Source organism: Flavobacteriales bacterium (assembly GCA_016712535.1).
Taxonomy (GTDB): Bacteria; Bacteroidota; Bacteroidia; order Flavobacteriales_F; family PHOS-HE28; genus PHOS-HE28.
In genome coordinates this window covers 160,057-186,053 of sequence record JADJQW010000002.1, presented here as the reverse complement: position 1 = coordinate 186,053, position 25,997 = coordinate 160,057, and the positions used below count along the sequence as shown (strand labels likewise).

Here is a 25,997-nt window from a genome sequence, read left to right as displayed (position 1 = left end):
AGATAGCCGGGCGGCTTCTATCAGCGCTCACATCGCTCCCTTCATCATCTTGTTCCAATACAGCCAAGGCAGGCCGTATTTCTTCAGCACCCACATGCTCCAAAGCGGCTTGCTGGTGTCGAAGAGCTTGCTGAGCAGCGGGTCGCTGTCGCGCACGTTATCGTACTTGAATTCGGCCAGGAGCATCTTGCCGTAGCCTGTCACGAGCGGACAGCTGCTGTACCCCTCGTAACGCTCACTGGCCAGGGCGCCGTCCTTGATTCGCTGCAGGATATTGGCCACCACGACGGGCGCCTGCTTGCGGATGGCCGCACCGGTCTTGGCCGTGGGCAGCGCAGCGACATCGCCCAGGCCGAAGATGTTGGGGTAGCGCTTGTGCTGCAAGGTGTTGATGTTCACATCCAGCCAGCCTTTATTCGGCCCTTCGGCGCAGGCGAGCGGCGAGTCCTTCACGAAATCGGGCGCGCTCTGCGGGGGTGCCAGATGCAGCATATCGTAGGGCATCACGATGATGCTCTCTCCCTCGACCTTCTCTTTCAGCCCGTGATCCTCGGTGATCACGCATTGGTTGTCGCCGGGCTTGCTCCAGGCGAAGTGAATCTCCTTCTTCGCCGGGTCGATGCGCACCGGCTTATAGAAGGTCTTGAGGATGATGTTCTTCTTGCGCACCACATCCTCCAGCGCGAAGCGGAAGGGCTCCACGCCGAAGATGACCGAGCCGGGCGTTGCGAAGACGAGCCGGGTCTTGTCGCGCACCCCGCTCCTGCGGAAGAACTCATCGGCGAGGTAGGCGGCCTTCTGGGGCGCGCCACCGCATTTGATGGGCGTGGCCGGCTGCGTGAAAACGGCATTGCCTCCCTTGAAGGCTTTCAGCACGCGCAAGGTCTTCTCCGGGTCGACGTAGTTGCTGCACACGCTGTCGGTCTGCAGCGCATCGCGCAGACCGGGCAAGGCATCCATGTCGAGCTTGATGCCAGGGCAGACGACCAGATGCCCGTACGTGAACCGCTTGCCGGAAGCGGAGATCACTGCGCTCTGCTCCGGCTCGAATCTGGCCGCTGCCTCTTGGATCCATGTTACGCCTTCAGGGATCTGGTCACGCTCATCGCGCCGCGTCTCCTTCATGCTGAAGGTGCCCGCGCCGACCAGTGTCCATGCCGGTTGGTACCAATGATCCTTGGCGGGATCGAGGATGGCGATGTTGAGCTTCTTGTCCTTGCGCCGCAGTTGCGCGGCCGTCATGATGCCAGCGGTGCCTCCGCCGATGATGAGGATGTCGTGATGGTTGCCCATTGCTTCAAGGATTGGCAAACCGAAGGTGTAGCCGCGATCCACTGGTGGGCGTGATGATCGTCACGGTTGCCGGAGGACCGAAGCCCATCCGGCCAACAGCAAGCGGCATGCGCGCAACTCCGACTGATAGGCATCCTCGGTGCGCGCGGCCTTGGCGAGCAAAGCCCGCTTCATGCGCAAGAGGTCGGGTCGGGGCCAGCGCTGGTATTCGCCCAGCACCATCAATGGCAACGCCCACGCGTCCAAGGCGAGAGCAACGCCAGGCTTCTTCAAGTGCTCCTGCGTGAAGCCGAAGGCGAGGCACGCGAGGCCCTTGGCGTCGGAGATGAGCTGCTGGCGGGCCTTCGTTACCGTATTCGCAGCCAACAACTGTGCGGCGCTCACGAGGGCAGCTGTGTCGATCATAGGCGCGGGATCCTCAGCGGCGTGCAGTACGAGCCCATCCGCCACGAGCTCCTTCAATGTGCGCAAGGCCGGTTGGTAGCCCTTGGACTTCTGCATGCGGGCGAACTCGCGCGCGGCCGCTCGCCCGTGGCGGGCATCCCAAGGACGGAATCCCAAGCGGTAGTAGAACCAGTAGGCGCCGCTCTTCAAGCCATCGGCATTCCCATGGCCGAGCTGGTAGTTCTCGGCCTCGAACACTGACACCTTGAATCGCTGGCGATAAAGGCGCAGGAGCTGCCCGAAGAACCAGGCGCTCTCGCCGCCGCGCAGGGCCGGGAATACATTGATGCCCACCTTGCTCCGGCCGGGGAAGATCCACGCGCCGCCGTAGCCGAGCGGAACGCCGTTCTTGAAGGCCATGAAGCCCACGTAGCTCTCGAGTGCCAAGCGATGCGCTGGATCCATGTGGAAGAGCGCGATCACAAGCCCTCGGCCCATGTCGAAGGCCTGCACCTCTTGGGCGTAGGTGATGGGGTCCGTCTCCCGCTGCATCAGGCAGAGGATGGCCCGTGCATCGTCGATGAGCCGGCGCCGCATGCCAAGGCTGAGTGGCATGGGCTGATCCACGGGCTGGTCCAGCACGGAGGCTAGATCAATGCCGCGCTCCAAGCCTTTCGCATGAAGATGGGTTGCGTGCTTCGGCCCGCGCAAGGCGGTCAAGGAGGGGAAGGAGCCGCCCTTCACGCGCACGTACACCTGCAGCCTTGCGAAGATCGCTTCGCGCAGCTCGTCCGTCGCTGGCTTGGCGCAGATAAGCTCAACCAGGTCGCACAGTTGCCGGCGCGGATCAATGCCGAATAGCATAGCGACCAATGCTGAGGTGCTGCCATCGTGCAGGTCGAGGGCCTCGCGCTCCGATTCAGCGAGCATTGGCCGAAGGAGTTCGCGCACCTCCTCCGCTGCCGCATCCATGCTGAAGAGCCCGACATCATCAGGCCAGCGCGAAAGAAGCCAGCGCACGAGCGTCAAGGAATACAGCCCCACGGTGTCGCAGCCAAACAGGCCTGAATCGCGGAGCGCTGCGCGCAATCGCGCATCGGAACCGCGCAGCGCACCGATCATCTGCTCCTTGCCGCGCCTTGCGATCCTGATCTGCTCCGCGCTCAACGGATAGGCTTCGATGAAGAGCAACAGATCATGGAGCTCACGAAGCGCGGCCGTTGACTTCGGCATACGCTCAATTGCTGCGGCCAGGCGCTCATCCGCTTCGGGCGAACGGGCCATGATGCTCCGTCGCAGCTGAAGCACTTGGTCTCGGCCCTGGAGCCTTGCCTTGCTCATGTTCCGGACGCTTTACACCGCACGGCTAGGTTCGCTTCGCGCGAACATCCATCCGCAGGCAAGCAGCAGCAATGCCTCGGCGAAGAGGATGTTCACCGGGAGCACCGACCAGCCACCCGCCACAAGCACAGCGGCGATGGCGAGCAGCGCATTGGCCAGCAACGGCCGGCCCCACCACGCATGAAGCACGAGCAGAACCGGACCGATCCAATGCACGACCTGATAATCGAAGCGCGGAGTGGGCAGCAACATCATCAGTACTGACCACGCCATGAACCCGATGAGCAGCAAGTGCGCGCGCGGCAAGCTGAGGAAGCGCTTTCGCAGAACAACCCCCGCAGCCCCGAGTACCAGTGCATATGCGGCCCAAGGAAGAATGCTGGGCAATTCGATGCCAGCCACAGCAATCAGGACAGCCGCCACTGAGCCGTTCTCGAATTCCATGGCGTGATGATCCCGCAGGTTGCTGAGCCCTTCGATCAGGGCAGGATAGGTGAACGCCCCGGGATCTGAAGTGGGTGGCGCACCTACGCCCGGCATGGCGCTCCAGGCGCGCATGGCCTCGAGGTACTCGCCCCATGCCGAGAAGCCATCGGGGATGATGGCGAATAGCCCGGCGCTTGCAATGAGGGCCATCGACCCGCCAGCGATCAGCCGCGCATTCATGCGCAAGGCGAGCGGCAATAACAGGAATGCGTACGTGGGCTTGAACAGGATGAGCGCGACGGCGAGCGTGCCAGCAAGCAGGTGCCGCTCCTTCGACAAGCTCCAGAACAAGGCGGCGATGAGCGCTGCGAAACCGATGTACACCTGGCCGCGCTCCACATGCAATCGCCATGAGGTGGATGCGAGCACGGAAACGAGCACAAGGCCGGCGATCAGTTCCGTGCGCCGATCCCCATTGCCAAGGGCACGGTGAGCCGTGATCACGGCCAGTAAGAGCAGCGCGTATTGCGCTAAGAGCCATGGCAAGCGCAATGAACCGAAGGAGAGCATGCCCAGGGGCGCCATGGCCAGTGCTTGGAATGGGGTTCCTGTGTAACGCGTCATCGTGGCGCCTGGTGGCACCATGGGGTCGGCGAACCGCTCATCCTCCCCCGGCTTCCACGGATTGAAATACATCGATCGCCCGGCCAGCAGGCTGCGCGCGCCAACCACCTTGTCGCGCAGGTCCACGCCGCCGTATTTGCGCGTGAGTGAAAAGTCGATGGCCATGCTGAAGAGGATCAGCACGCCGATCGCGGCGCGAAGGAGAAGTCGCTCGCTCATGTTATAAGGCGATGCCCTCGCCCAGCCAAAGATGCACGGCATCCTGATCGGGACGAAACGGTTCGTATGGGCCGGACGGTTATTTTCACCGCTCGAACCCCTCCACCATGAAGCGAACCGTACACATCATCCCAGCGCTGCTTCTCGCGGCAACCGTTAATGGCCAGCAAGTGATAATCAGTCAGGATTTCGAAGCCTTCGACCCCGGGGATCCACTTGCGCAGACTGCTGGACTTCCTTGGACCACCTGGAGCAATGCGCCCGGCGGCACGGAGGACACGCCATGCTCGAATGCTCAAGCCTATGGCGGCAACATGAGCGCAGCGTTCGCCAGCACCGCCGGAACCGGAGGGCCAACGGATGTGATCCTCCAGCTCGGCAACCGCACCAGCGGTCAATACCTCTTGGGCTGGTGGATGTACATTCCTGCGGGCAAGGGCGGCTATTACAACATCCAGAAGAGCATCACGGCCGGTCAAGCCTGGTCCATCGATGTGCTCTTTCGCGCTAGCGGCGCCATCGAACTCTCCACGAATGCCATTGCCGGAGCCACCACCACCTATCCTCAGGATGAGTGGTTCTTGGTAGGCATGGTCATCGACCTCGGCGCAATGGCCGGCACGGTGACCATCAACGGCAATGTGGCGGCTACTTGGGTAACCACCACGGCTGTTGGCACTGGCGGGGTGGGCCTCAACCAGATCGGCGCTGTCAACTTCTTTGCCTACTCCGGCGGCGACCAGAGCGAGTACTACATCGACGACGTGAGCTTCATCGATGTCACCGGGGTGGGTGTTCCCGAGTTGAGCGCCGTTGATGCCTCAGCCTTCCCCAACCCGACCGAAGGCGCGTTCGTAGTGGACGCCACCGGCCTTTCGAGCGCTGCCACCTTGAGCGTTGTTGACCTCACCGGCCGACAAGTCGTGGCTTCGAGCGCACTATTGCGCCGCGGCGCGGTTTCCCGAGCCGAGATCGATCTCAACGGCGCCCCGAGCGGATTGTATTTCGTGCGCATTCAAGATGCTGGGACCGAAATCGTGCGCCGAGTGACGAAGCACTAGACGGCCTGTCCAAGGCGAAGCCCGGCGTTGATGATAGCGCCGGGCTTTGCTTTTCACGGCAATTATCAGATTCTTGACGCAATCTCGCTCACCGGCTTGCGGCTGCGCGGCGTTCGCTCTCGCGTGAGATAGGGTTCGGGCAGAGACTCTGCAGGTCCCAATCGGCCAAGCACCAACAGGCAGATGATGGCTTCTTTTTCCTTGTCGATTCCGAGCAGTTCGATCGCGGCGTCATGATTGAATCCGCCCAGGATATGGCCATGGACGCCCATGCTGGTGGCTTGCAGCAGCAAACTGCCCACGGCAAGACCGGCATCGAACTGCCAGGTGGCATTGGTGGCGCCGTTGCGCTCATGATGCGTTCTCGCACTGACAGCAATGATGGCAGCAGCATTCGGTGCCCATGGCTGGTTCCCTGCCGAGAATGTGGCGCGCAAGGACTCGAAGCCCGAGCTGCCCCGATGCGCATATCGGAATCGCCATGGCTGCTCATTCATGCTGCTCGGCGCCCAGCTCCCAGCCTCGAAGAGCGCAAGCAGCTCTTGGTCGGTGAGCGCTTCGCTCGAGAACGCGCGTGGACTGAAGCGCTGCTTGATGAGCGGATGCACGTCGTGCTCGGTGCGCGCTTCCTTCAGTTCAAAGGTCGGGTTCATGGACTATGTTATCGTGTTCGCTGCGATCGTTTCCGGTGGAGCATCCAACACCGCTACAGCTGCATCGGCACATCCTGCAGCAGGATCTCCGCTCCGTTCGGGCCCGCCTCCACGATCAGCGCATCGGTGTCCCATACGCCCAGCGCGTCACGCTTGCCGAGAGCCTGACCGTTGATGGTCGCGCTGCCCTCGATCACGAAGGCGTACACGCCGTTGCCTTTGCGCTTCAGGTCATAGTTGGTCCTCTTGTTCGCATCGAACTTGCCGATGCTGAACCACGCGTCCTGGTGAATCCACACCCCGGCGTCATCCGGGTTGGGGCTGAGGACCTGCTGCCACCTGTTCTCCCGGTCCTTCGGATCGAGCGTCATCTGCTGATAGCGCGGCGTCACCTGTCGTTCACGAGGGAAGAGCCAGATCTGAAGCGTGTTCGCTTCTCGATCGTCATGCGGATTGAATTCGCTGTGAAGGATGCCCGTGCCAGCGCTCATCACCTGAACATCGCCGGCGTTGATGATGCTGGTGTTGCCCATGCTATCCTTGTGCTGCAGCGCGCCCTTCAAGGGGATCGTGATGATCTCCATGTTGTCGTGCGGATGCGTGCCGAAGCCTTTGCCCGCAGCGATGATGTCGTCGTTCATCACGCGAAGCACGCCAAAATGCATGCGGGTGGGGTCGTACCAGTTGGCGAAGCTGAAGCTGAAGTTGGCCTTGAGCCAGCCGTGATCGGCCGTGCCGCGCTCGTTGGCGCGGTGCAATACCATGTTGCCCATGCGTTCAGGGGGTGTTGGTGGGAGGTGGTCGAAGCCGACCGGATCCAGCGGTTTGATCTCCTCGATGCCGTCCTGGATCAGCTGTGCAGCGGCTGTGCCGCTCGCGAGCATGCCCGTGCCCAATAGGCTCTTGCGGAGGAAATCCTTGCGGTCCATGGTGATGTCGTGTTGGGTCCTTGTCGATGAACAGCGGCCTAGGGGCCTTCGTTCATCTGTCCTGCAAAAATATTCCATGGAAAATAAATGAAAATCCTCGAGAGTCCCCATCCTTGGAACCGCGAACCGTCGTGGATGCCCCCTTGGGCCGTCATCCGGCCTGCAGACCACTGCGCCCCCCGACCTTTGCGGCATGTCCCTCCCTTGGATGTCTGCCGCCGAGGCCGTGCGCTTGGTACGAAGCGGCGACCGCGTCTTCATCCACGGCAGCGCCGCCACCCCGGTGCGGCTGGTGCGTGCCCTGCTCGACCGCCACGCCGAGCTGCACGATGTGGAGCTCACGGCCATTAGCACCTTCGGCGATTTGGGCATCGACCGGCCCGAGGTGCAGGGACCGTTCAGCCTGAACGCCTTGTTCGTCAGCGCCAACATGCGGGGCATGGTGGATGGGCCCAACGGCGACTATATCCCCGTCTTCCTCAGCGAGATCCCACGCCTCTTCGAGAAGGGCATCCTTCCGCTCGATTTGGCGCTGGTGCACGTGTCGCCGCCCGACCGCCACGGCTTCTGCTCACTGGGCGTGAGCGTGGACGTGGCTCGCAGCGCCGTGCGCAACGCCCGCGCCGTGATCGCGCAGGTGAACCCGAACATGCCCCGCACCCTCGGCGATGGCCACGTGCATGTCAGCCGCTTCGCCGCGCTGGTGGAGGTGAGCGACCCGCTGCCCGAGGTGGACTACGCCGCGCAGATCGGCCCCAAGGAGCGCCGCGTGGCCGAACTGGTGAGCGCCATGGTCGAGGATGGCAGCACCCTGCAACTCGGCATCGGCGCCATCCCCGATGCCATCCTGGGCGCGTTGGGTGGCCACAAGGACCTCGGCGTCCACACCGAGATGTGCTCCAACGGCATCATCGACCTGGTGCGCAACGGCGTGGTCACCAACAAGTACAAGAAGAAGCACCGCGGCAAGGTGGCCACCGCCTTCGCTTTCGGCACCCGCCGCCTTTACGACCTTGTGGACGACAACCCCTTCTTCACTTTCCTCGACGCGCAGTACGTGAACGACACCAAGGTGATCCGCGAGAACCCGAAGGTGGTGGCCGTCAACAGCGCCATCGAGGTGGACCTTACCGGGCAGGTTTGCGCGGACAGCATCGGCACCTACCAGTTCAGCGGCGTGGGCGGACAGATGGACTTCATGCGCGGGGCTGCGCTCAGCGAGGGCGGCAAGCCCATCATCGCTTTGTGCAGCACCACCGCTAAAGGCACCAGCAAGATTGTGCCCTTTCTGAAACAGGGCGCCGGGGTGGTCACCACCCGGGCCCATGTGCACTACGTGGTCACTGAGCACGGCATGGCCTACCTATATGGCAAGAACCTGCAGCAGCGCGCCCGGGCCTTGATCGGCATCGCTGCGCCGGAGCATCGGGAGGAGCTGGAGAAGGCGTACAAGGAGCGGTTCGAGCGGCACGGGATGATTCGGTGACCCCCAAGGACGACGCCGATTCAGTCACTCGACACTCCGCCAAAACCATCATCCGGCGCCGCCCGGGAACCCGCCCGGGTCGCAATTCCAGCTTCAGCCAGTCGTTTCAGGGGCGTCTTCCCCCGAACCTTCAGCCGGTTACCTTTGTTCATCCCGCTGTTACCAGACCAATCGCCCATGCCCACCCCTTCGTACCCGCTCCTGGAGCGCATCACGCTGCCCGCTGATCTGCGTGCCCTCCCCGAGGAGCAGCTGCAGCAGGTGTGCAACGAGCTGCGCGATTTCATCATCGATGTGGTGAGCGTGAAGGGCGGACATTTCGGCGCTAGCCTGGGCGTGGTGGAGCTAACCGTGGCGCTGCACTATGTGTTCAACACGCCCTATGACCAGCTGGTGTGGGATGTGGGGCATCAGGCCTACGGGCACAAGATCCTCACTGGCCGGCGCGAGGTGTTCCACACCAACCGCATCTACAAGGGCCTCAGCGGTTTCCCAAAACGCAGCGAGAGCGAGTACGACACCTTTGGCGTGGGACATAGCTCGACGAGTGTCGGCGGGGCGTTGGGCATGGCAGTGGCCAGCAAGCTGAAGGGCGAGCAGGACCGCCAGATGGTGGCCGTGATCGGCGATGGCGCCATGACCGCGGGACAGGCCTTCGAGGCGCTGAACCACGCGGGCGGGGCGGGCACCGACATGCTGGTGGTGCTGAACGACAACTGCATGAGCATCGACCCGAACGTCGGTGCACTGAAAGAGTACCTCACCGACATCACCACCAGCCACACCTACAACAAGGTGAAGGACGAAGTGTGGAAGGCGCTGGGCAAGCTGAGCAAGTTCGGTCCGAATGCGCAAGCCATCGTGCAGAAGGTGGAAGGCGCCGTGAAGAGCGCATTGCTGAAGCAGAGCAATCTGTTCGAGAGCTTGCAGTTCCGCTACTTCGGTCCGGTTGATGGTCACGATGTGGACCACTTGGTGAAGGTTCTGCGCGACTTGCGCGACATACCCGGCCCGAAGATCCTGCACACGATCACCAAGAAGGGCAAGGGTTATGCGCCGGCCGAGGCTGGCAGTCCCACGGTGTGGCATGCGCCGGGCCTCTTCAACAAGGAGACCGGCGAGATCATCAAGGTGGTGCCCAAGAGCCCGCAACCGCCCAAGTACCAGGACGTGTTCGGCCACAGCATCGTGGAGCTCGCTGAGAAGAACCCGAAGATCGTTGGAGTGACGCCCGCCATGCCCTCGGGCTGCTCGCTGAATATCATGATGAAGGCCATGCCCGACCGCGCCTTCGACGTTGGCATTGCCGAGCAGCACGCGGTGACCTTCAGCGCCGGCATGGCCACGCAGGGCATGGTGCCCTTCTGCAACATCTACAGCTCCTTCATGCAGCGTGCCTATGATCAGGTGGTGCATGATGTGGCCCTGCAGAACCTGAACGTCGTGTTCTGCCTGGATCGCGGCGGACTGGCCGGTGCCGACGGCCCCACTCACCACGGCAACTTCGACTTCGCCTACTTCCGCTGCATCCCCAACATGGTGGTAAGCGCACCGATGAATGAAGAAGAATTGCGCGACCTGATGTACACGGCCCAGCTGCCGGACCAAGGCCCCTTCAGCATCCGCTACCCGCGCGGCGAGGGCGTGATGACCGAGTGGAAGACGCCCTTCAAGGCGATTAAGGTGGGCACCGGCCGCAAGCTCCGTTCAGGTACCGACATCGCCGTGCTCTCCATCGGCCACATAGGGAATCACGCAGCCAAGGCCATCGACCGCTTGGAGGCCGAGGGCTACAGCGTGGCGCACTACGACATGCGCTTCGTGAAGCCGATCGACGAGCTGCTGCTGCACGAGGTCTTCGGCAAGTTCAAGCAGTTGATCACCGTGGAGGACCACGCATTGCACGGCGGCATGGGCAGCGCGGTGCTGGAGTTCATGGGCGACCATGGTTACGCTGCCCACGTGAAGCGCCTGGCCATCCCCGACAAGTTCATCGAGCACGGCACGCAGCCGGAGCTTTACCGGGAATGCGGGATCGATGACGTGGCGGTTGTGGAGGCGGTGAAGGAGATGCTGGGGGAGAGGCGAGCCACGAAGACCATCAAGGCGACCGCCTGAGCCCTACTCCTGCATCGAACCAACGGTCGTTCCCGCTCCGATGGAGCGTGTCGCCCGTTTCGGTGAGCAGGTATTCCCCAATGGCGTCCGGTCCTTCCGGTGTGATGCGAACTCGCGAGGCATCCCGGCCTGCGAGCACCAGTGCCTCTCGGAAGCCATGGCGGAAGATGAAGGCGCCGTTATGATCACTCGGCAGGTTCCATACAAGCAGTCGTCCGTCCGGAGGCGGCTCCGGTGTTTCGGCGATGAGGCGCTCGATGGTCCACGACGCGATGCGCCAATTCTCCTGTCCGCTCTTCAGCATGAACAAGCTCGCCGACGAGAGGAGCACGATGACGCTGCGGCGGAGCACGGTGTGCCGGAGTCGCGCCATCAACAGCGCGATCAGCATGCATAGGAAGGCCGAGGGCAGGTAGAGGAAACGGTCGCTCTCGCTGGTGCGCGTGCTCACGCCGCCCACGATGGCGATGATGGAGGCTGTTCCGAAGAGCGAGACGAGCAGGAGCGCAATTCGTCGCGCCTGCGGCTCGGCTCTGCTTGCGCGCCAGAAACCGATTGCAACAACGGCGAGCACGACGAAGAGCATGGCGAAGCACACCGTCTGTACGGCAGGGTCCTCATTCGGCGGCAGTAATGAGCGGCCGATCACCTTCGCGACCATGCCCAGGTAATCGCTCATCGGCTTGTTGAAGAAGCCCGACCCGTAGTCGTTCGCAACCCGATTGATCGCCAACGCGCGCACAAGCAGATGAAGCGCCACCGCGATGGCCGATGCCGCAGCAGCCGCACCCCATCCGCGCATATCTGCAGGGCGGAGCATGATGAGCCAGGCAGCAAGCAGCAGAGGGAGCAGCAGCGCGCTCTCATAGCAAAGAGCGCCCAGGGAACCGAGCATGAAGACTCCGATAGACTTGCGCCATGGGTTCAACTCGCCTGCGGCCGCATGCAGGGCGAGCAGGATGAACAGCGTGGACATGGCCGTACTGCGGCCGATGATCCAAACCTGGGGCTCCAGGTGGAAAGGGTAAAGCACGAAGAGCATCCCGGCAAGCAGGGTAGCCTCCGCGCACATCAGCTTCCGAGCGAGCAGGGTCACGAGCCATCCGTTCAGCCCCAGCAGCAGCACGTTCACCAACCGGAAAGCCCATGCCTTGGGGCCGTGAACCCGGTATTGCAACCAGAGCGTCCAATCGGGCAGTGGGCGGAAGAAGCTGCCGGGGCTGAGGTCGTCTCGCGTGCCGAGCTTGTGAATCACGGAGAAATCGTCGCTGAAGAAAGAAAAAGGCAGCGCACGCCAGTGAAGGCCCACGGCGACCAGGACCAGCAGCGGCAACCACCAGCCAACAGGGATGCTCTTGCCCGTGCGCTCCATGCGACCAATGTAGCCGCGCTATGTTCGTAGCGATGCCGCGCCGTCATCTGCTGATCCTGTTCGTTGCCTTCGGCGTGAGCCTGTTCGTTCGCTGGCCCCTGCTCAATCGTCCGCTCAGCGGCCATCACGAACTATGCACCGCGTTGGTGCTCATCGCACTGGACAACTGGCATCGCGACGGCTTCACCGCGCACCACGGGGCGCCGGCCATCACATTCACCGGCGCTGCGGATCGGATTCCGCCCGGATACACCGATGCGCCTGCCTTGCGAGACGGTGTGCTCTACTACCTCTCGCACCCGCCGCTCGCCTTCGACCTGCCGCATCTGCTCTTCTCGCTCGCGGGCTCGGCACCGAACGCGCTAGGCCTGCAGCTCTTCAACCTGCTCTTCCACCTTTTCACGGCCATTGGCCTCTACTTGATCGTTCGCGAGCTGCGGAGCGATGGGCCAGCGTCGCTCTTCGCCGCCCTGCTCTACCTCTTCATGCCCGCGCCGCTGTGGTTCCATGGCAATGCTTACATGAGCGACATGTTCGTTCAGAACGCTTGGGTGTGGCACGTACTGTTGGCCTTTCGCGCGCTGAAAAACGATCAAGGCCCTTCGTGGCGGATGGCAGCATGGTGCGGGGTCACTCTTCTGCTCACCACCGCCATCAGCTGGCCGGGCGTGTGGGCGGGAGTGGCCCTGTGCAGCATCGCTCATTGGCGCTTCCTGCAGACGCGCGATCCAAAATTCGTGCGTCTCTACCTGATCGCGATCGTTGCGGTGGGCATAGGGCTGGTCTACACCATTGCACGTTGGCTGCAAATCGTGGATGCTGATTCGCTCCTGGCGTATCTCACCGGTCGCTATTCCGAACGCGGCAGCACCGGCATCCACGGTGCCAAGGACATCCTCTCAGCGATCGCGCTTAACTACCGCATCAATTGGCTTCCGCTAGCGCTGCCCTTGATAATCTTCGCCTGGTGGATGCGGACCATTCGATCCTCGACTCACGGCCTGACGCTCTTCGTGCTGCTCACGGCCCTACCGTCGCTTCTAGAACATGCGTTCCTGCTCGAGTACACTCGCCACGACTTCACGACGCTGAAGGCGGGGCTGCTGTTGAGCGGACTAGCCGGACTCGGCATCGCTGCGATCAGGGCCCGTTGGTCTTGGGCCGCCTTGGCCCTGACCTGCGTCGGCGGTGCGCTGTATTTCTACAGGACCAACGCGCTCGGTTCAGGTTTGTCCGTGCCCGCATACCAGGACTATGAGGTCGGGGCCATGGCGGCACGGATGACCGGACCGGATGAAATGGTCTTCACCCTCGGTTTCGCTGGAGAACCGCAGATGCAATGGCCTGCAAGGCACACGCTATTTCATGTGCGCGACCGTGCGCATGCGAGGGCCATGCTGAACGAGAAGGGCTTGAGGCGAGGCGTGATCATTAAGAAGACCGGTCTGTTCAGGAGCCTGGAATGGGTCGAAGCGGAGCCGTGACTACTGCGGCTCAAACACCTCCACCTGCAGGTCATCCACCCGATGGTTGCCGCCGGCCTGGTTCCAGAAGTACACTTTGAGGTTGTCTTCATCTGAGCGCACCTCGGGCGTGAGGTAATCGAAGCTCAAGGTGTTCCAGGCATTGCGTTGCACCGAGCCCATGTTCCATGATCGGGTCACGTATTTGTAGCTCGGGCCATCGTGATGGAAAGCGCACACGATCAGCGGTGCGGTGGTCGCGCTGTCGTTGACCCAGAGCCGAGCGCTGATGCGCAGCCACGCATGGTCCTTGCTCGTCAGCTCGCGGTAGCGCACGTCGGGGCCGGAGGAGAAGGGCTGCTCGCTGCTCAAGGCGAAGACGCTGTCCGGCTGCTCATCGAAGGTGTTGCGGTACAGCAGGTGGCGCTTGTAGCGCGATTCATCCTCGAGCCTCTCGTCGCCAGTGATGGAGCGCTGCACGAGTAAGAGCTCATCGGCATTCGACGGGATGCTCGTCCTGCCGAAGATCGCCGCGTAATAGGCGGCAGTCATGCGGTCCTTCGAGATGATGTTGGCGCTCCATTGCCAGGTCTGGAAGAGGTTAAGCGCTACGATGAAACCGAGAAGTGCGATCGCCGGTTTCCGCCAGGCGCTTGAAGAGAGCGTGAACAGCATGAAGCCCAAAGGCAACGCGAGCAAGGCATAAGAGGGCATCATGCTCCGCGCACTGAAGCTGCCGCCCGCGTACCACCAGCAGGTCCAGCTGCTGGTGATGTAGAGGTTGAAGGCAAAGAAGGCCGCAATGGGCCAGAACAGATTCCGCGCGCGTTGCCACAGCAGGAACAATCCGCCCACCATGAGCGCCGCCATGGGGGTGTACACGAACCAACCCTTGCGGAAGCTGAAAAGGTAATCCCAGGTGTAGGGCGTGGTGAAATCGAAGCCTTCTCCTGGATTGATGTACGAATAGAAGAGCCATTGACCGGTAACGCTCTTCCAATAGAGCAGTTGGGGCGAGGCCATGACCACGAATGCAATCGAGGCGAGCACGACGTGAAGCAGATGCGCGCGCACCGAACCCCATTTGGCTGTCAGGCCATCGCTGTTGGCCCAGAGCAGTGGCAGCAGCACGCACACGCCCTCGTTCGGTCGCACGAGGGTGATCCAGCCCGCAGTAGCGCCGATGGCGATGGCCGCCTGCCACGAGGGCTTCTTGTGCCAATGGATGGTCGACAGCATGAGGCCGGCGTACAACGTGAACAGGAAGGGATGGGTGAGCAGGGTGCCATCGAGCGCTGCGAGATGCAGGAAGTTGGTGCCGAGCACCACGAGCACGAGCAGCACCTCCGTCCAACCGTCGCTGAAGAAGTGCAAGAGCGCGCGGCGGAAGAGGAAGAGCCCGAGCATCACCCAGAGCAGTACGCCGATGGTGACGGCCACCGAGTAGGGCGCGGAGAAGCCATCGGCCGGGAAGCCAAGCGGCTCAGCCAACACATGCGCGATGAGGAACCAAGGGGCGCACGCGAGCGCCATGCCCGAGCTGTATTTGATCACGCGGGCGTCGTCGGGGCCATCGACCAACTGGTAGAGCGTGGTGCTCGGGTCGTAGGTGGCCATCACCTCGTCGAGCCAAGCGTGATTCTTCAGCGCTGGGTCATCGTGTATGACGATCGCAGGCAGGTAGAGGTAGTAGCCGAAGACATCCCACGTGATCGTTTGCGTGGGTGGCTGCACCCAGCGCAGGGCGAAGAGCAGCGCGCAGAGCGCCAGAACGGTGAATAACGAGCGACGGCGCTGCATGCTCTTCGTCCCGCTCGGGTCGGGAGCGCCAAGGTATCCGGACCGGCCTTACGGCTTCTTGATCTCGAAGTCCTCCAGGAACTTCGTCGTGAACTCACCCTTCCGGAACTTCTCGTTCTGCATCAGTTGCAGGTGGAAGGGGATGGTGGTGCTCACGCCCTCGATCACGTATTCGCTCAGCGCGCGCTCCATCTTGGTCAGTGCCTCTTCACGCGTCTGCGCGCTCACGATCAGCTTGCCGATCATGCTGTCGTAGTTGGGCGGGATGGTGTAGCCGGCATAGACGTGCGTATCCACGCGCACCCCGTGGCCACCGGGACTGTGGTAGCTGGTGATCTTGCCGGGCGTTGGGCGGAAATTGTTGAAGGGGTCCTCCGCGTTGATGCGGCACTGGATGCTGTGGCGGGTGGGCTCGTAGTTGAGGCCGCTGATAGGGATGCCGGCGGCGATCTTGATCTGCTCCCGGATCAGGTCGTAGTCGATCACCTCTTCGGTGATGGTATGCTCAACCTGGATCCGCGTGTTCATCTCCATGAAGTAGAAGTTGCGGTCCTTGTCCACGAGGAACTCCACCGTGCCCACGCCCTCGTAATTCACGCTGGCGGCGGCCTTGATGGCGGCGGCGCCCATCTTCTTGCGCAGCTCCTTGGTCATGAAGGGGGATGGCGTCTCCTCCACGAGCTTCTGGTGGCGGCGCTGGATGCTGCAATCACGCTCGCTCATGTGGCAGAAGGTGCCGTACTGGTCGCCGGCGATCTGGATCTCGATGTGACGGGGCTCAAGGATGTACTTCTCCATGTACATGCCCGGGTTGCCGAAGGCCGCACCCGCTTCCTGGCTCGCTTTCTCGAAGGCTTCCTGGAACTCCTCCTCTTTCCATACCAGGCGCATGCCCTTGCCGCCGCCGCCGGCAGTTGCCTTCAGGATCACCGGATAGCCGATCTTCTTCGCTTCCTTCTTCGCGATGGCGATGTCCGTTACCAAGCCTTCCGTTCCCGGAACCACAGGCACGCCGGCTGCGATCATGGTGGCCTTGGCCGTGGCCTTGTCGCCCATGGCCTCGATCTGCTCGGGCGTGGCGCCGATGAACTTGATGTTATGCTGCTGGCAGAGCTTGCTGAACTTGGCGTTCTCGCTCAGGAAGCCGTACCCGGGGTGGATGGCGTCCGCATTGGTGATCTCCGCCGCGGCGATGATCCGCGGCATGTTCAGGTAACTCTCCTTGCTCACCGGCGGGCCTATGCACACGGCCTCATCGGCAAAGCGCACATGCAGGCTCTCACGATCGGCGGTGCTGTAAACGGCCACCGTCTTGATGCCCATCTCTCGGCAGGTGCGGATCACGCGAAGGGCGATCTCGCCGCGGTTGGCTATGAGGATCTTCTTGAACATCAGCGGGTGGGTTTGCCGCAGAGGCGCAGAGGCGCGGAGAATGCGTGGTGGAGAAAGGTCAACAATTGGGACTTGGGGTTGGAGGTCATGGGATCGGCATCGTGTCCAACTCTGCGTCTCTGCGCCTCTGCGGCCAAGTAATTAGGACGGGTCGACCAGGAACAAGGGCTGATCGTACTCCACGGGCTTGGCATCATCCACCAGCACCTTCACGATCTTGCCCGCCACGTCGCTCTCGATCTCGTTGAAGAGCTTCATGGCCTCGATGATGCAGATGGTCTTGCCGGGCTTCACCTCGTCGCCCACGTTCACGAACACGGGCTTGCCCGGTCCGGAGCTGCGGTAGAAGGTGCCGATCATGGGCGCCTTGATGGTGACGTACTTGCTGTCGGCACCAGCTGCTGGCGCCAGAGCGGCTGCAGGCGCCGGAGCAGCCGCGGCAGGCGCAGAGGCCGCGGGCATTGGCGCGGGGGGCGCGTAAGCAGGGGCGGGTGCGGCGATCACCTGCACTTCCTTCTTGCCGGCCGGGGTCTTTATGGTGATCTTGAAGTCCTTCTGCTCAATCTCCACCTCGCTCACGCCGCTCTTGGCAACGAACTTGATCAGGTCCTGGATCTGGGTAAGGTTCATCGGTTCGCTCATTTGGTAATGGCTGCCTTCAACGGAAGGATCGCCAATGTAGAGGTTCCTGCTATCCGCCGTAGGCCCACTTGAGCCAGATTGCGCCCCAGGTGAATCCGCCGCCGAAGGCGCTGAGGATGATGTTGTCGCCCTTCTTCAATCGCGGCTCCCATTCCCAGAGGCAGAGGGGCAGGGTGCCGCTGGTGGTGTTGCCGTATTTCTCGATGTTCACCATCACCTTGCTATCGTCGAGGCCCATGCGGTTCGCGGTGGCATCGATGATGCGCTTGTTGGCTTGGTGCGGCACCAGCCACGCCACGTCGTCGGCTTTCAGGCCGTTCTTCTCCATGATCTCCGCGCTCACATCAGCCATGTTGGTCACGGCGAACTTGAACACGGCCTTGCCTTCCTGGTAAACGTAGTGCTCCTTGCGCTCAATGGTGCGCTCGCTGGTCTGGTGCCAACTGCCTCCGGCCTTCTGATGCAGGTATTGGCAGCCGCTGCCGTCGCTGCGCAGGATGCTATCGCGGATGCCGAGGCCTTCTTCATTGGGCTCCAGCAGCACGGCGCCGCAGCCATCGCCGAAGATGATGCAGGTTGCGCGGTCCTCGTAGTCGATGATGGAGCTCATCTTGTCGCCGCCGACCACCACCACCTTCTTGTGCTTGCCGCTCTCCACGAACTGCGCGCCGGTGGTGAGGGCGTAGAGGAATCCGCTGCAGGCCGCCATGAGGTCGAAGCCCCAGGCGTTCTTGGCGCCGATGGCATCGCAAACGATGTTGGCCGTGGCGGGGAACACGCGGTCAGGCGTCACCGTGGCCACGATCATCAGGTCGATCTCCTCCGGTCCGATGCCGCGCTTCCTCAGCAGCCCTTTCACCGCTTCGATGGCCATCACGCTCAGTCCCTGCTCCTTGCCGGTGAGGATGCGGCGCTCCTTGATGCCGGTGCGCTCGGTGATCCACGCATCGTTGGTGTCCACCATGGTCTCCAGCACCTGGTTCGTAAGCCGGTACTCCGGCAGATAGCCATGCACAGCTGTGATCGCAGCGGTGACCTTCATGTTCATGAGAGCGCTTCGCGGATGCGGTCGTTGAGCTTGCTCTCCACCACTTCGCGCGTGAAGAGAATCATGTTCTTGACGGTGAGCTCGTTGCTGATGCCGTGGCCGATGATCACGTTGCCATTCACGCCCAGCACCGGAAGCCCGCCATAGTTCTCGTAGTTGAAACGGTCAAAGAAGGGCTCATGCACGCCGCGCTGCTCCAGCAGGTCGTGGAAGGCCTCAACGGCCTTGAGCACCACATTGCCCGTGAAGCCATCGGTCACGTACACATCGGCCTTGCCGTTGAAGAGGTCGCGCCCTTCCACGTTGCCGATGAAATTGTACTGCTTCTGTTCGCGCATCAGCTCGAAGGTTGCCTGTCGCAATAAGTCGCCCTTCTTCTCCTCCTCCCCAATGTTGAGCAGGCCCACTTTCGGGTCCGAGATATGGTACACGTGCTGGGCGAGCATGGAGCCGAGCAATCCGAATTGCGCGAGCACATCAGGCTTGCAATCAGCGTTCGCGCCAACATCCACGAGGATGCCGTAGCGGCCGTTCTCCTTGGGCACCACGCTGGGGATGCACGGCCGGATCACGCCCGGAATCGGCTTCACGCTGAAGATGCTGCCCACCAGCATCGCACCGGTGTTGCCCGTGCTGGCGAATGCGTCGATCTTCCCTTCTTTCAGCAGGTGGAAGCCGATGCTGATGCTGCTCTTGGGTTTGGCTTGCAGCGCTTTGGTGGCGTTGTCGCTGAAGGTGATATCGTCCTGGCTGCCCACAATGTCGAAGGCCGCCGGATCCGCTCCTTCGGTCCGAAGGCCTTGCAAGATGGCCTCCGCATTGCCGATGAGTACCAGTCGCGCATCGGCAGGGAGCTCCTTGGCCGCCATCACGGCAGCACGAATGGGAACGACCGGACCGTGGTCGCTTCCCATGATGTCCACGCCGATCCTCATGCGGAGGCTGGAGCGGTGTTCACCGGATTATTCACTGGCGCTCTTGTCCACCACCACGCGGCCGCGGTAGAAGAGCTTGTCGCCCTCCTTGTGCGCGCGATGGCGCAGGTGGGTGGCGCCCGTCTCGCTGTCCACGCTGAGGGTGGGGGCGGCCGCCTTGTAGGTGCTGCGGCGGCTTGCGGTGCGGGTCTTACTGAATCGGCGTTTCGGATTTGGCATGACGACGGGAGTTGTGGCCTAGGGCCGCTGTTGCTTGAGTTGGTTGAGGGCGTCCCAGCGCGGGTCCGGAACGGGTTCGTGCTCCACGCGCAATTTGCCCAAGGCCGCTTCCACTTCGGGATCGCATTGACCGGGCGCGTGCACATGCCGGGCCGGCAAGGCCAGCCGCAGGCATTCGTAGATGTAGTGAGTGAGGTTGATGCTGTGCGCCTTCGGATCGAGTACCACCAGTTCTTCGTCGTCCTGGTCGGGATCGCCATGGAGCTGGAAGATCTGCCGCTGCTTCCCTTCCACGGGAAGGTCGAGCGCTGCGGCGCAGTGATCGCATGTGGTGTTCACCGTGCCCGACACATGGAGGTTGGCCACAAGGAGCACCGCACTCTTGTCCAATGTGAGGTCCACCTGCACCCGCCCACCATGGAATTCTTCCTCATGCGCGGCATCGAAGAAGTCCTGGCCCAGCAACCAATCGAACTGGTGCTGACCATCCTTCAATCCGGTGAAGGCGATGGTATGATCCGCGAGGGCTTCCACAGGCTGTTGAAAACAGGTCGGCAAATGTAGGCGGCAGACCCATGCGGCCAAGAGAGCCGTTGGCTCAACGGGAAGGGCCAATATCCTTCGGCGCGGAGCAGGGTGTTTGGCGAGACGCCCGTTGGATCACCTACCCCTCCTTCCGTTCCTTCTCCTTCTTCTGCGGCTGCAATGGATTGGCCATGATGGCCTTGTACCGCTCCCGATTCGTGCGGATATCCGCCGCCATCCACACGGCCGCACGGAAGCTGCCTTCGTCGGCCATGCCCTTGCCGGCGATGTCGAGGCCGGTGCCGTGGTCGGGGCTGGTGCGCACGATGGGCAGGCCTGCGGTCACGTTCACCCCATGGCCGAAGCTGAGGGCCTTGAAGGGTGCCAGGCCCTGATCGTGGTACATGGCCAGCACGCCGTCGAAGTGTTTGTACGCGCCGCTGCCGAAGAAGCCGTCGGCGGCATAGGGGCCCATGGCGCGGATGCCCTCGTCGTTCAAGCGGCGCACGGCCGGCGCTATGCGCTCCTTGTCCTCGCTGCCCAAGGCGCCGCCATCGCCGGCGTGCGGGTTGAGGCCGAGGATGGCGATGCGCGGCTCCAGCACGCCGAAATCGCGCAGCAGGCTCTGGTGCAGCAGCCGCGCCTTGGCGATGATGCGCTCCGCCGTGATGGCCGCCGCGACATCCTTTAATGGGATATGTCCGGTGACGCACCCCACGCGGAGGCCCTCGCCCACCAGAATCATGAGCACTTCGCCATCGGAGCCGGCCATCTGCTGCAGGTATTCGGTATGGCCCGGGTGGGCGAATCCCGCCTGCTGCATGCTGTTCTTGTCAATCGGCGCGGTCACGAGCACATCGGTCTTGCCGCTGGCCAGGTCCTGCACGGCGGCCTCGAGGCTCTTGATGGCGAAGGCCGCTAGGGCCCCCGATGGCTTGCCCGGCTCAATCACGACCTCTTCGTCCCAGAGGTGCACAACATTCAGTTTCTTCGGAAGGGCGTCGCGTGCGTCGGATACGCGGTTGAACTGCACCTCATCGAGCTTCAGCAATTTGCGCCAATGGCTCACGGCCTTGGCCGATGCGTAGAGCACCGGCGTGGCGTCGGCCAGCATGCGGGGGTCCTCGAAGCACTTGAGCACCACCTCGATGCCGATGCCGTTGAGGTCGCCGCAGGAGATTCCGATGCGGACAGGATTTCGTATTTCGTTCATGGGCTCGGAGAGGCGTGCAAGATCGCAGCCCTAACGCGCGGCCGCGCGCTGTTTGAGGAATTCGTAGAGCAACCGCACCCCGACCCCGGTGCCGCCGCGCGTGCGGTAACCGTCCTTCTTGGTGATGAAGGCGGGCCCGGCGATGTCGATGTGGATGAAGGGCCTGGTGGTGAAGCGCGCGAGGAACTTGCCAGCGGTCTGTGCGCCGGCCAGGTCGCTGCCCAGGTTCTTGATGTCGGCCACCTCGCTCTTGATCTCGTCACCGTATTCATCCCAGAAGGGCAGTTGCGCCACTCGTTCATAGGTGGCGTGGCCCGCTGCTTCGAGCTTCCTGAAGTCGGCTTCCGCAGCGGTGCCCATGACCGCGCTGCCGTAGTGGCCGATGGCGCGCATGGCGGCGCCGGTTAGGGTGGCCAGGGTCATGACCAATTCGCCGTTGAATTGCTCACCGTAACTCAGCGCATCGGCCAGGATCATGCGCCCCTCGGCATCGGTGTTGAGCACCTCCACGGTAAGGCCATTGTGCATGCGCACCACATCGCCGGGCGCATATGCATTGCCGCCTGGACGGTTGTCGGTTGCGGGAATGAGTCCGATGATATGCAACGGGAGCTCGCGCTTCGCGGCCACACTGATGGCGCAGGCCACGGCAGCGGCACCGGCCATGTCGCATTTCATCTGGTCCATGCTGTTCGGCGTAGGCTTCAGGCTGAGCCCGCCCGTATCGTACACCACGCCCTTGCCCACCAGCACGATCGGCTTCTTGTTCACGGCGCCCTTCGGTTTCCACTCCAGGATGCTGAAGGTGGGCTCGTCGATGCTGCCTTTGTTCACGGCGATGAGGCCGCCCATGCCCAAGGCCGCGATCTGCTCCTTGCCCAGCACCTGGGCCTTGAAGCCTGCATTGCGGCTCAAGGTTCGGATCTCTGCAGCGAGCTGCTTAGCGTTCAGGAAGCTCACGGGCTCGTTCACCAGGTCTCGCGCGGTGAAGACCGCATCACAGAGGTCGGCGAGTTCTTCGGCTTGCCCGGCGCTCACTTCCTTCGCCACGATGCCGAGCTTCTCCAGGGTCGGGGCCCCGTTCTCGTCGGTCTTGTACTTGCGGAAGGCATAGCTGCCCAGCGTAGCGCCTTCGGCGAGGGCCAGTGTGAGGGTGGCATCATCCTGAAGGCTGATCACTTGCGCCTCTTTGCGTTTCGCGGCATTCAATCGAGCGGCCATGGCATCACCGGCGCGACGGGCCTGTTCCAAGCGCTTGCCGGGTTCCGGGGCGGTGGCCAGATGCGCCATCACCATGCGCCCGCTCACATCGGCCACGCCGAGGGCAGGGTCTGCTTTGAGCTGCTCCATCAGGTATTGGCGGTCGGCGCGCTCGAGGTCTAGGGTACGCAGCTGCGCGAGGTCGTCGAGGACCACGAGGCTGTCGCGCGAGGCAGCGGCGCGCGGGGCTTTGGCCAGTTCGATCATGGGCCGAAGATACCTGCCGCTCCCGGGCTGATAAGGCGCCACGCTGCAACGGGCACCGGCAAAGCCGGCTCAAGCACCGGTAAGGCGCGGGGCCACGGGGAAAGGCGCAGGAATCGTCGTGAACGGGAACGGGCGCCCTTGCCGATGGCCCATCTTTGCCTACCGATGCGATTGCTCCGCGCATTCTTCATTTTGTCCTTGGCGCTGACGGCGCGTGCCGTGCAGGCCACGCACAACCGCGCTGGGGAGATCATCGTGTGCCATGTGAGTGGACTCACGTACGAGGCCACCATCATCACCCACACCAAGCTCTCGGCACCGGCGGATCGGCCCGAGCTCACGCTGCATTGGGGCGATGGTGACAGCACGGTGATTTCACGGCTGCCGCCTCAGGATTTCCCGGACGACGACTTGCGTCGCAACGTGTACATCGGCACGCACACTTATGGCGGCCCTGGAGTGTTCACGCTCTACTTCTTCGATGAGAACCGCAATGCAGGGGTGCTGAACATCCCCAACTCGGTGAACCAGCCCTTCGCGGTGATAACGGAACTCACGATTAGCCCGTCGGGCGGGAATAATTGCTCGCCGCGATTCCTGAACTCGCCGATACAGGATGCCTGCACGTGCATGCCGTGGATCCACAATTCAGCCGCCTACGACCCTGACGGCGACAGCCTCAGCTATGAGCCTGTGGCCTGCTTGGGAATCGGCGTGCTGCCGATCAATGGATACCTGTTCCCGAGTCAGATGGCCGGATGCAATGGCAACGCTTACAGCATCGACCCGGTCACCGGCACGATACGCTGGCTGAATCCAGGGACGCAAGGTGAATACAACCTTGCGTTCCGGGTGCATGAATGGCGGCGTGTGGGGAATGCACTGCTCCATATGGGCTTCGTGATGCGCGACATGCAGGTGACGGTGATTGCCTGCTCCAACCAACCGCCTGTCATCGCTCAAGTGCAGGACACCTGTGTCACCGCCGGTGCTTTCCTCGCCTTCAATGTGCAAGCCAGCGATCCTGATGCTGGTCAGCTTGTCACGCTCACGGCATTGGGCCAACCCTTCGTTATGCCCAGTTCGCCAGCCACCTTCGTGAGCCCCTCGCCGGGCCAGTCAGTATCGGGCATATTCTCGTGGGGCACGAACTGCAGCCATGTGCGGCCGCAACCTTACCAAGTCGTGTTCGAAGCGCGTGACAATGGGCAACCCGTGGAGCTCTACGACTATCGCACCATGAACATCACCGTGGTGTCTCCGCCGCCCACCAATCCTAGCGCCACGCCCAGCGGCAGCAGCATGCTGTTGAGCTGGACGCCCACGGTGTGCACCAATGCATCGGGCTATAAGATCTATCGGCGGCTCGGCGCGTATGGCTTCGTCCCGGACAATTGCGAGACCGGAGTGCCCGCCTACACCGGGTACACGCTCATCGGCAGTGTCGCCGGCTCCGGCACCAGCACCTTCACCGACAACGGGCCCATCACCGTTGGCAATACGTACTGCTACATGGTGGTGGCCACCTTCGTAAACGGAGCCGAGAGCTATGCCAGTGTGGAGTTCTGCGCCACTCTCACCCGGCAGGTGCCCGTGATCACGCATGTGAGCGTGGGCGAGACCAGCACCACCACCGGCATCGACACCGTGCGCTGGAGCAACGCCTACGACCTGGACACGCTGCTGCGCCCCGGCCCGTATCAATTCAAGCTCTATCGCGGCACGGGCTTCACCAATGCCACCACCCTTATCCATACCAGCGGGCTGCATCCCTTCTTGGCGCATCCCGATACGGAGTTCATCGACCTCGGCCTGAACACGCAGGACCAGGCGCACGTGTACCGCGTGGATTTCTTCGGTAGCGGCGGCAGCGATTTCATCGGCAGCAGCAGCGCGGCCTCGTCGGTCTTCATCGGCGCCGAGCCGAACGATGAGCAGCTCACCATCTCATGGGCGCTGAATACGCCGTGGATCAATTCGATCTATGAGGTGTACCGGGACATTGCTGGTACGTGGACCTTCGTTGGAAGCAGCACGACGGCCAGCTTCACCGAGAGCGGCCTCAGCAACGGAACCGAATACTGCTACCTCGTGCGCAGCACCGGTGCTTACAGCAATCCGGGCATTCCTTCGCCGCTGCTGAATTTCAGTCAGGAGCTCTGCGCCGCTCCGCGTGACCGCACGCCGCCGTGCCCACCTGCCGTTCAGCTCGACAACGATTGCGAGACCCCGCTGAACACGCTCACCTGGAACAACCCCAACCAGAGCTGCGCTGACGACACGTACCAATACCATGTGTACTTCGCCGAGACGCCGACCTCGGATTACGCGCTCATCGGCGTGATCGTGGGTGCAGAGAACACCAGCTTCACGCATGTGAATGGAACCAGCGTCTCGGGATGCTATCAGGTCACTGCCATCGACACCGTTGGCAACGAGAGCGCGTTCATCGAGCCGGTTTGCGGCGACAATTGCCCGCTCTACACGCTGCCCAACATCTTCACTCCGAACGGCGACCGCATCAACGACCTCTTCGTGCCCTTCCCTTATCGTGGCGTGAAGGCGATCGACCTGCAGGTGTACAACCGCTGGGGGCAGGTGGTCTTCAGCACCTTGGATCCCGATATCCTTTGGAACGGCACGCTGAACAACAATGGCGAAGCCTGCCCGGATGGCGTGTACTTCTACACCTGCATCGTCACCTTCGCGCGGCTCATGGGCGATGAGCCCAAGGAGCTCAAGGGGTACGTCCACATCAGCGGCGGCAAGGATTCGCCCAAGCTCAACTGATGTTCACGGGCATTGTCGAGGAGATCGGCGCCATTGCCGCCGTGCGCGACGAAGGCAGCAATCGTGTGCTCACGGTAAAGGCGCGCATGGCGCCCGAGCTGCAGGTCGATCAAAGCGTTTCGCACAACGGGGCCTGCCTAACCGTGACCAGGGTCCTGGGCAATGCATACGAGGTGGTGGCCGTGCAGGAGACCCTTGCACGCACCAATCTTGGCGCACTGCACGTGGGCGATGCCGTGAACCTGGAGCGCAGCCTGCGCCTCGGCGACCGACTTGATGGCCACTTGGTGCAAGGCCATGTGGATGATGTGTTGCGCTGCATCGACGTCCGTGACGAGAACGGCAGCTGGACCTTCCGATTCGCGCTGCCGCCTTCCAAGCACCTGCTCGTTCCCAAGGGCAGCATCTGCCTGAACGGCGTGAGCCTTACCATCGCGCAGCTCAACGACGATGGCTTCGCCGTGGCCATCATCCCCTACACCTTCGAGCATACCACCTTCCGATCATTGCGCGCTGGCGGTACCGTGAACGTTGAGTACGATGTGCTCGGGAAGTACGTGGAGCGGATGATGGGGGGGCGGTGAGGCTGTGAATGGA

At 62.5% G+C, this 25,997-nt stretch carries 21 protein-coding genes; 6 read left to right on the top strand and 15 right to left on the bottom strand.

Going from position 1 to position 25,997, the window contains the following annotated elements; translation table 11 throughout:
• Positions 1–27: 27 nt before the first annotated feature.
• The 3 genes from IPK70_00740 to IPK70_00730 are packed head-to-tail and all read right to left on the bottom strand — an operon-like array spanning position 28 to position 4,287.
• Positions 28–1,293, bottom strand: a complete 1,266-nt coding sequence (locus IPK70_00740; protein MBK8225684.1) for an NAD(P)/FAD-dependent oxidoreductase — start codon at positions 1,291–1,293, stop codon at positions 28–30.
• 60 nt (positions 1,294–1,353) lie between these two features.
• On the bottom strand, positions 1,354–3,018 hold the full coding sequence (locus IPK70_00735; GenBank protein MBK8225683.1) for a hypothetical protein: 1,665 nt from the start codon (positions 3,016–3,018) through the stop codon (positions 1,354–1,356).
• A gap of 12 nt (positions 3,019–3,030) precedes the next feature.
• Positions 3,031–4,287: a DUF2029 domain-containing protein gene (locus tag IPK70_00730; GenBank protein ID MBK8225682.1), complete on the bottom strand. Its 1,257-nt coding sequence runs from the start codon at positions 4,285–4,287 to the stop codon at positions 3,031–3,033.
• A gap of 107 nt (positions 4,288–4,394) precedes the next feature.
• On the opposite strand from IPK70_00730, the gene IPK70_00725 reads away from it, so the two are divergent.
• Positions 4,395–5,348: a T9SS type A sorting domain-containing protein gene (locus tag IPK70_00725; protein MBK8225681.1), complete on the top strand. Its 954-nt coding sequence runs from the start codon at positions 4,395–4,397 to the stop codon at positions 5,346–5,348.
• Between the two features lie 65 nt (positions 5,349–5,413).
• Here the strand turns inward: IPK70_00725 and IPK70_00720 are convergent, their stop codons facing one another.
• Together IPK70_00720 and IPK70_00715 are read right to left on the bottom strand one after the other, a co-directional pair.
• A complete protein-coding gene (locus tag IPK70_00720) occupies positions 5,414–6,001 on the bottom strand; it encodes a nitroreductase family protein (protein MBK8225680.1) in 588 nt (195 codons plus the stop codon).
• Between the two features lie 53 nt (positions 6,002–6,054).
• Complete coding sequence (locus tag IPK70_00715; GenBank protein MBK8225679.1) at positions 6,055–6,930, bottom strand: pirin family protein; 876 nt, start codon at positions 6,928–6,930, stop codon at positions 6,055–6,057.
• A gap of 193 nt (positions 6,931–7,123) precedes the next feature.
• On the opposite strand from IPK70_00715, the gene IPK70_00710 reads away from it, so the two are divergent.
• Positions 7,124–8,416, top strand: coding sequence for an acetyl-CoA hydrolase/transferase family protein (locus IPK70_00710; GenBank protein ID MBK8225678.1), 1,293 nt, complete (start codon positions 7,124–7,126; stop codon positions 8,414–8,416).
• Between the two features lie 177 nt (positions 8,417–8,593).
• Positions 8,594–10,534: a 1-deoxy-D-xylulose-5-phosphate synthase gene (locus IPK70_00705; protein MBK8225677.1), complete on the top strand. Its 1,941-nt coding sequence runs from the start codon at positions 8,594–8,596 to the stop codon at positions 10,532–10,534.
• Here IPK70_00705 and IPK70_00700 read toward each other — a convergent pair.
• Positions 10,518–11,906 (bottom strand): glycosyltransferase family 39 protein, encoded by a 1,389-nt coding sequence (locus tag IPK70_00700; protein ID MBK8225676.1) that lies wholly within the window; start codon positions 11,904–11,906, stop codon positions 10,518–10,520. The two genes, IPK70_00705 and IPK70_00700, sit on opposite strands and share 17 nt — an antisense overlap.
• A 32-nt stretch (positions 11,907–11,938) precedes the next feature.
• On the opposite strand from IPK70_00700, the gene IPK70_00695 reads away from it, so the two are divergent.
• On the top strand, positions 11,939–13,390 hold the full coding sequence (locus IPK70_00695) for a hypothetical protein (protein MBK8225675.1): 1,452 nt from the start codon (positions 11,939–11,941) through the stop codon (positions 13,388–13,390).
• On the opposite strand, the gene IPK70_00690 is transcribed toward IPK70_00695, so the two are convergent.
• The 9 genes from IPK70_00690 to IPK70_00650 all read right to left on the bottom strand — a co-directional run bounded on the left by IPK70_00690 (position 13,391) and on the right by IPK70_00650 (position 22,433).
• The gene (locus tag IPK70_00690) at positions 13,391–15,169 is read right to left on the bottom strand and encodes a hypothetical protein (GenBank protein ID MBK8225674.1); all 1,779 of its coding nucleotides are present in this window, start codon (positions 15,167–15,169) and stop codon (positions 13,391–13,393) included.
• Positions 15,170–15,217: 48 nt separating this feature from the next.
• A complete protein-coding gene (gene accC, locus IPK70_00685; GenBank protein ID MBK8225673.1) occupies positions 15,218–16,561 on the bottom strand; it encodes an acetyl-CoA carboxylase biotin carboxylase subunit in 1,344 nt (447 codons plus the stop codon).
• Between the two features lie 141 nt (positions 16,562–16,702).
• Entirely contained in the window at positions 16,703–17,191 is a 489-nt protein-coding gene (gene accB / locus IPK70_00680) for an acetyl-CoA carboxylase biotin carboxyl carrier protein (GenBank protein MBK8225672.1), read from the bottom strand.
• A gap of 61 nt (positions 17,192–17,252) precedes the next feature.
• Positions 17,253–18,245, bottom strand: coding sequence for a ketoacyl-ACP synthase III (locus IPK70_00675; protein ID MBK8225671.1), 993 nt, complete (start codon positions 18,243–18,245; stop codon positions 17,253–17,255).
• Positions 18,246–18,247: 2 nt separating this feature from the next.
• The gene (locus IPK70_00670) at positions 18,248–19,186 is read right to left on the bottom strand and encodes a phosphate acyltransferase (GenBank protein ID MBK8225670.1); all 939 of its coding nucleotides are present in this window, start codon (positions 19,184–19,186) and stop codon (positions 18,248–18,250) included.
• A gap of 27 nt (positions 19,187–19,213) precedes the next feature.
• A complete protein-coding gene (gene rpmF, locus IPK70_00665; protein MBK8225669.1) occupies positions 19,214–19,405 on the bottom strand; it encodes a 50S ribosomal protein L32 in 192 nt (63 codons plus the stop codon).
• A gap of 18 nt (positions 19,406–19,423) precedes the next feature.
• Positions 19,424–19,939, bottom strand: coding sequence for a DUF177 domain-containing protein (locus IPK70_00660; GenBank protein MBK8225668.1), 516 nt, complete (start codon positions 19,937–19,939; stop codon positions 19,424–19,426).
• 130 nt (positions 19,940–20,069) lie between these two features.
• Positions 20,070–21,143, bottom strand: coding sequence for a 4-hydroxythreonine-4-phosphate dehydrogenase PdxA (gene pdxA, locus IPK70_00655; GenBank protein ID MBK8225667.1), 1,074 nt, complete (start codon positions 21,141–21,143; stop codon positions 20,070–20,072).
• Between the two features lie 30 nt (positions 21,144–21,173).
• Positions 21,174–22,433: a leucyl aminopeptidase gene (locus IPK70_00650; protein ID MBK8225666.1), complete on the bottom strand. Its 1,260-nt coding sequence runs from the start codon at positions 22,431–22,433 to the stop codon at positions 21,174–21,176.
• 342 nt (positions 22,434–22,775) lie between these two features.
• Between IPK70_00650 and IPK70_00645 the strand changes: the two genes are divergently transcribed.
• Complete coding sequence (locus tag IPK70_00645; protein MBK8225665.1) at positions 22,776–25,400, top strand: gliding motility-associated C-terminal domain-containing protein; 2,625 nt, start codon at positions 22,776–22,778, stop codon at positions 25,398–25,400.
• The gene (locus IPK70_00640) at positions 25,400–25,984 is read left to right on the top strand and encodes a riboflavin synthase (GenBank protein ID MBK8225664.1); all 585 of its coding nucleotides are present in this window, start codon (positions 25,400–25,402) and stop codon (positions 25,982–25,984) included. The genes IPK70_00645 and IPK70_00640 overlap by 1 nt, the downstream gene beginning before the upstream one ends.
• Positions 25,985–25,997 lie beyond the last annotated feature (13 nt).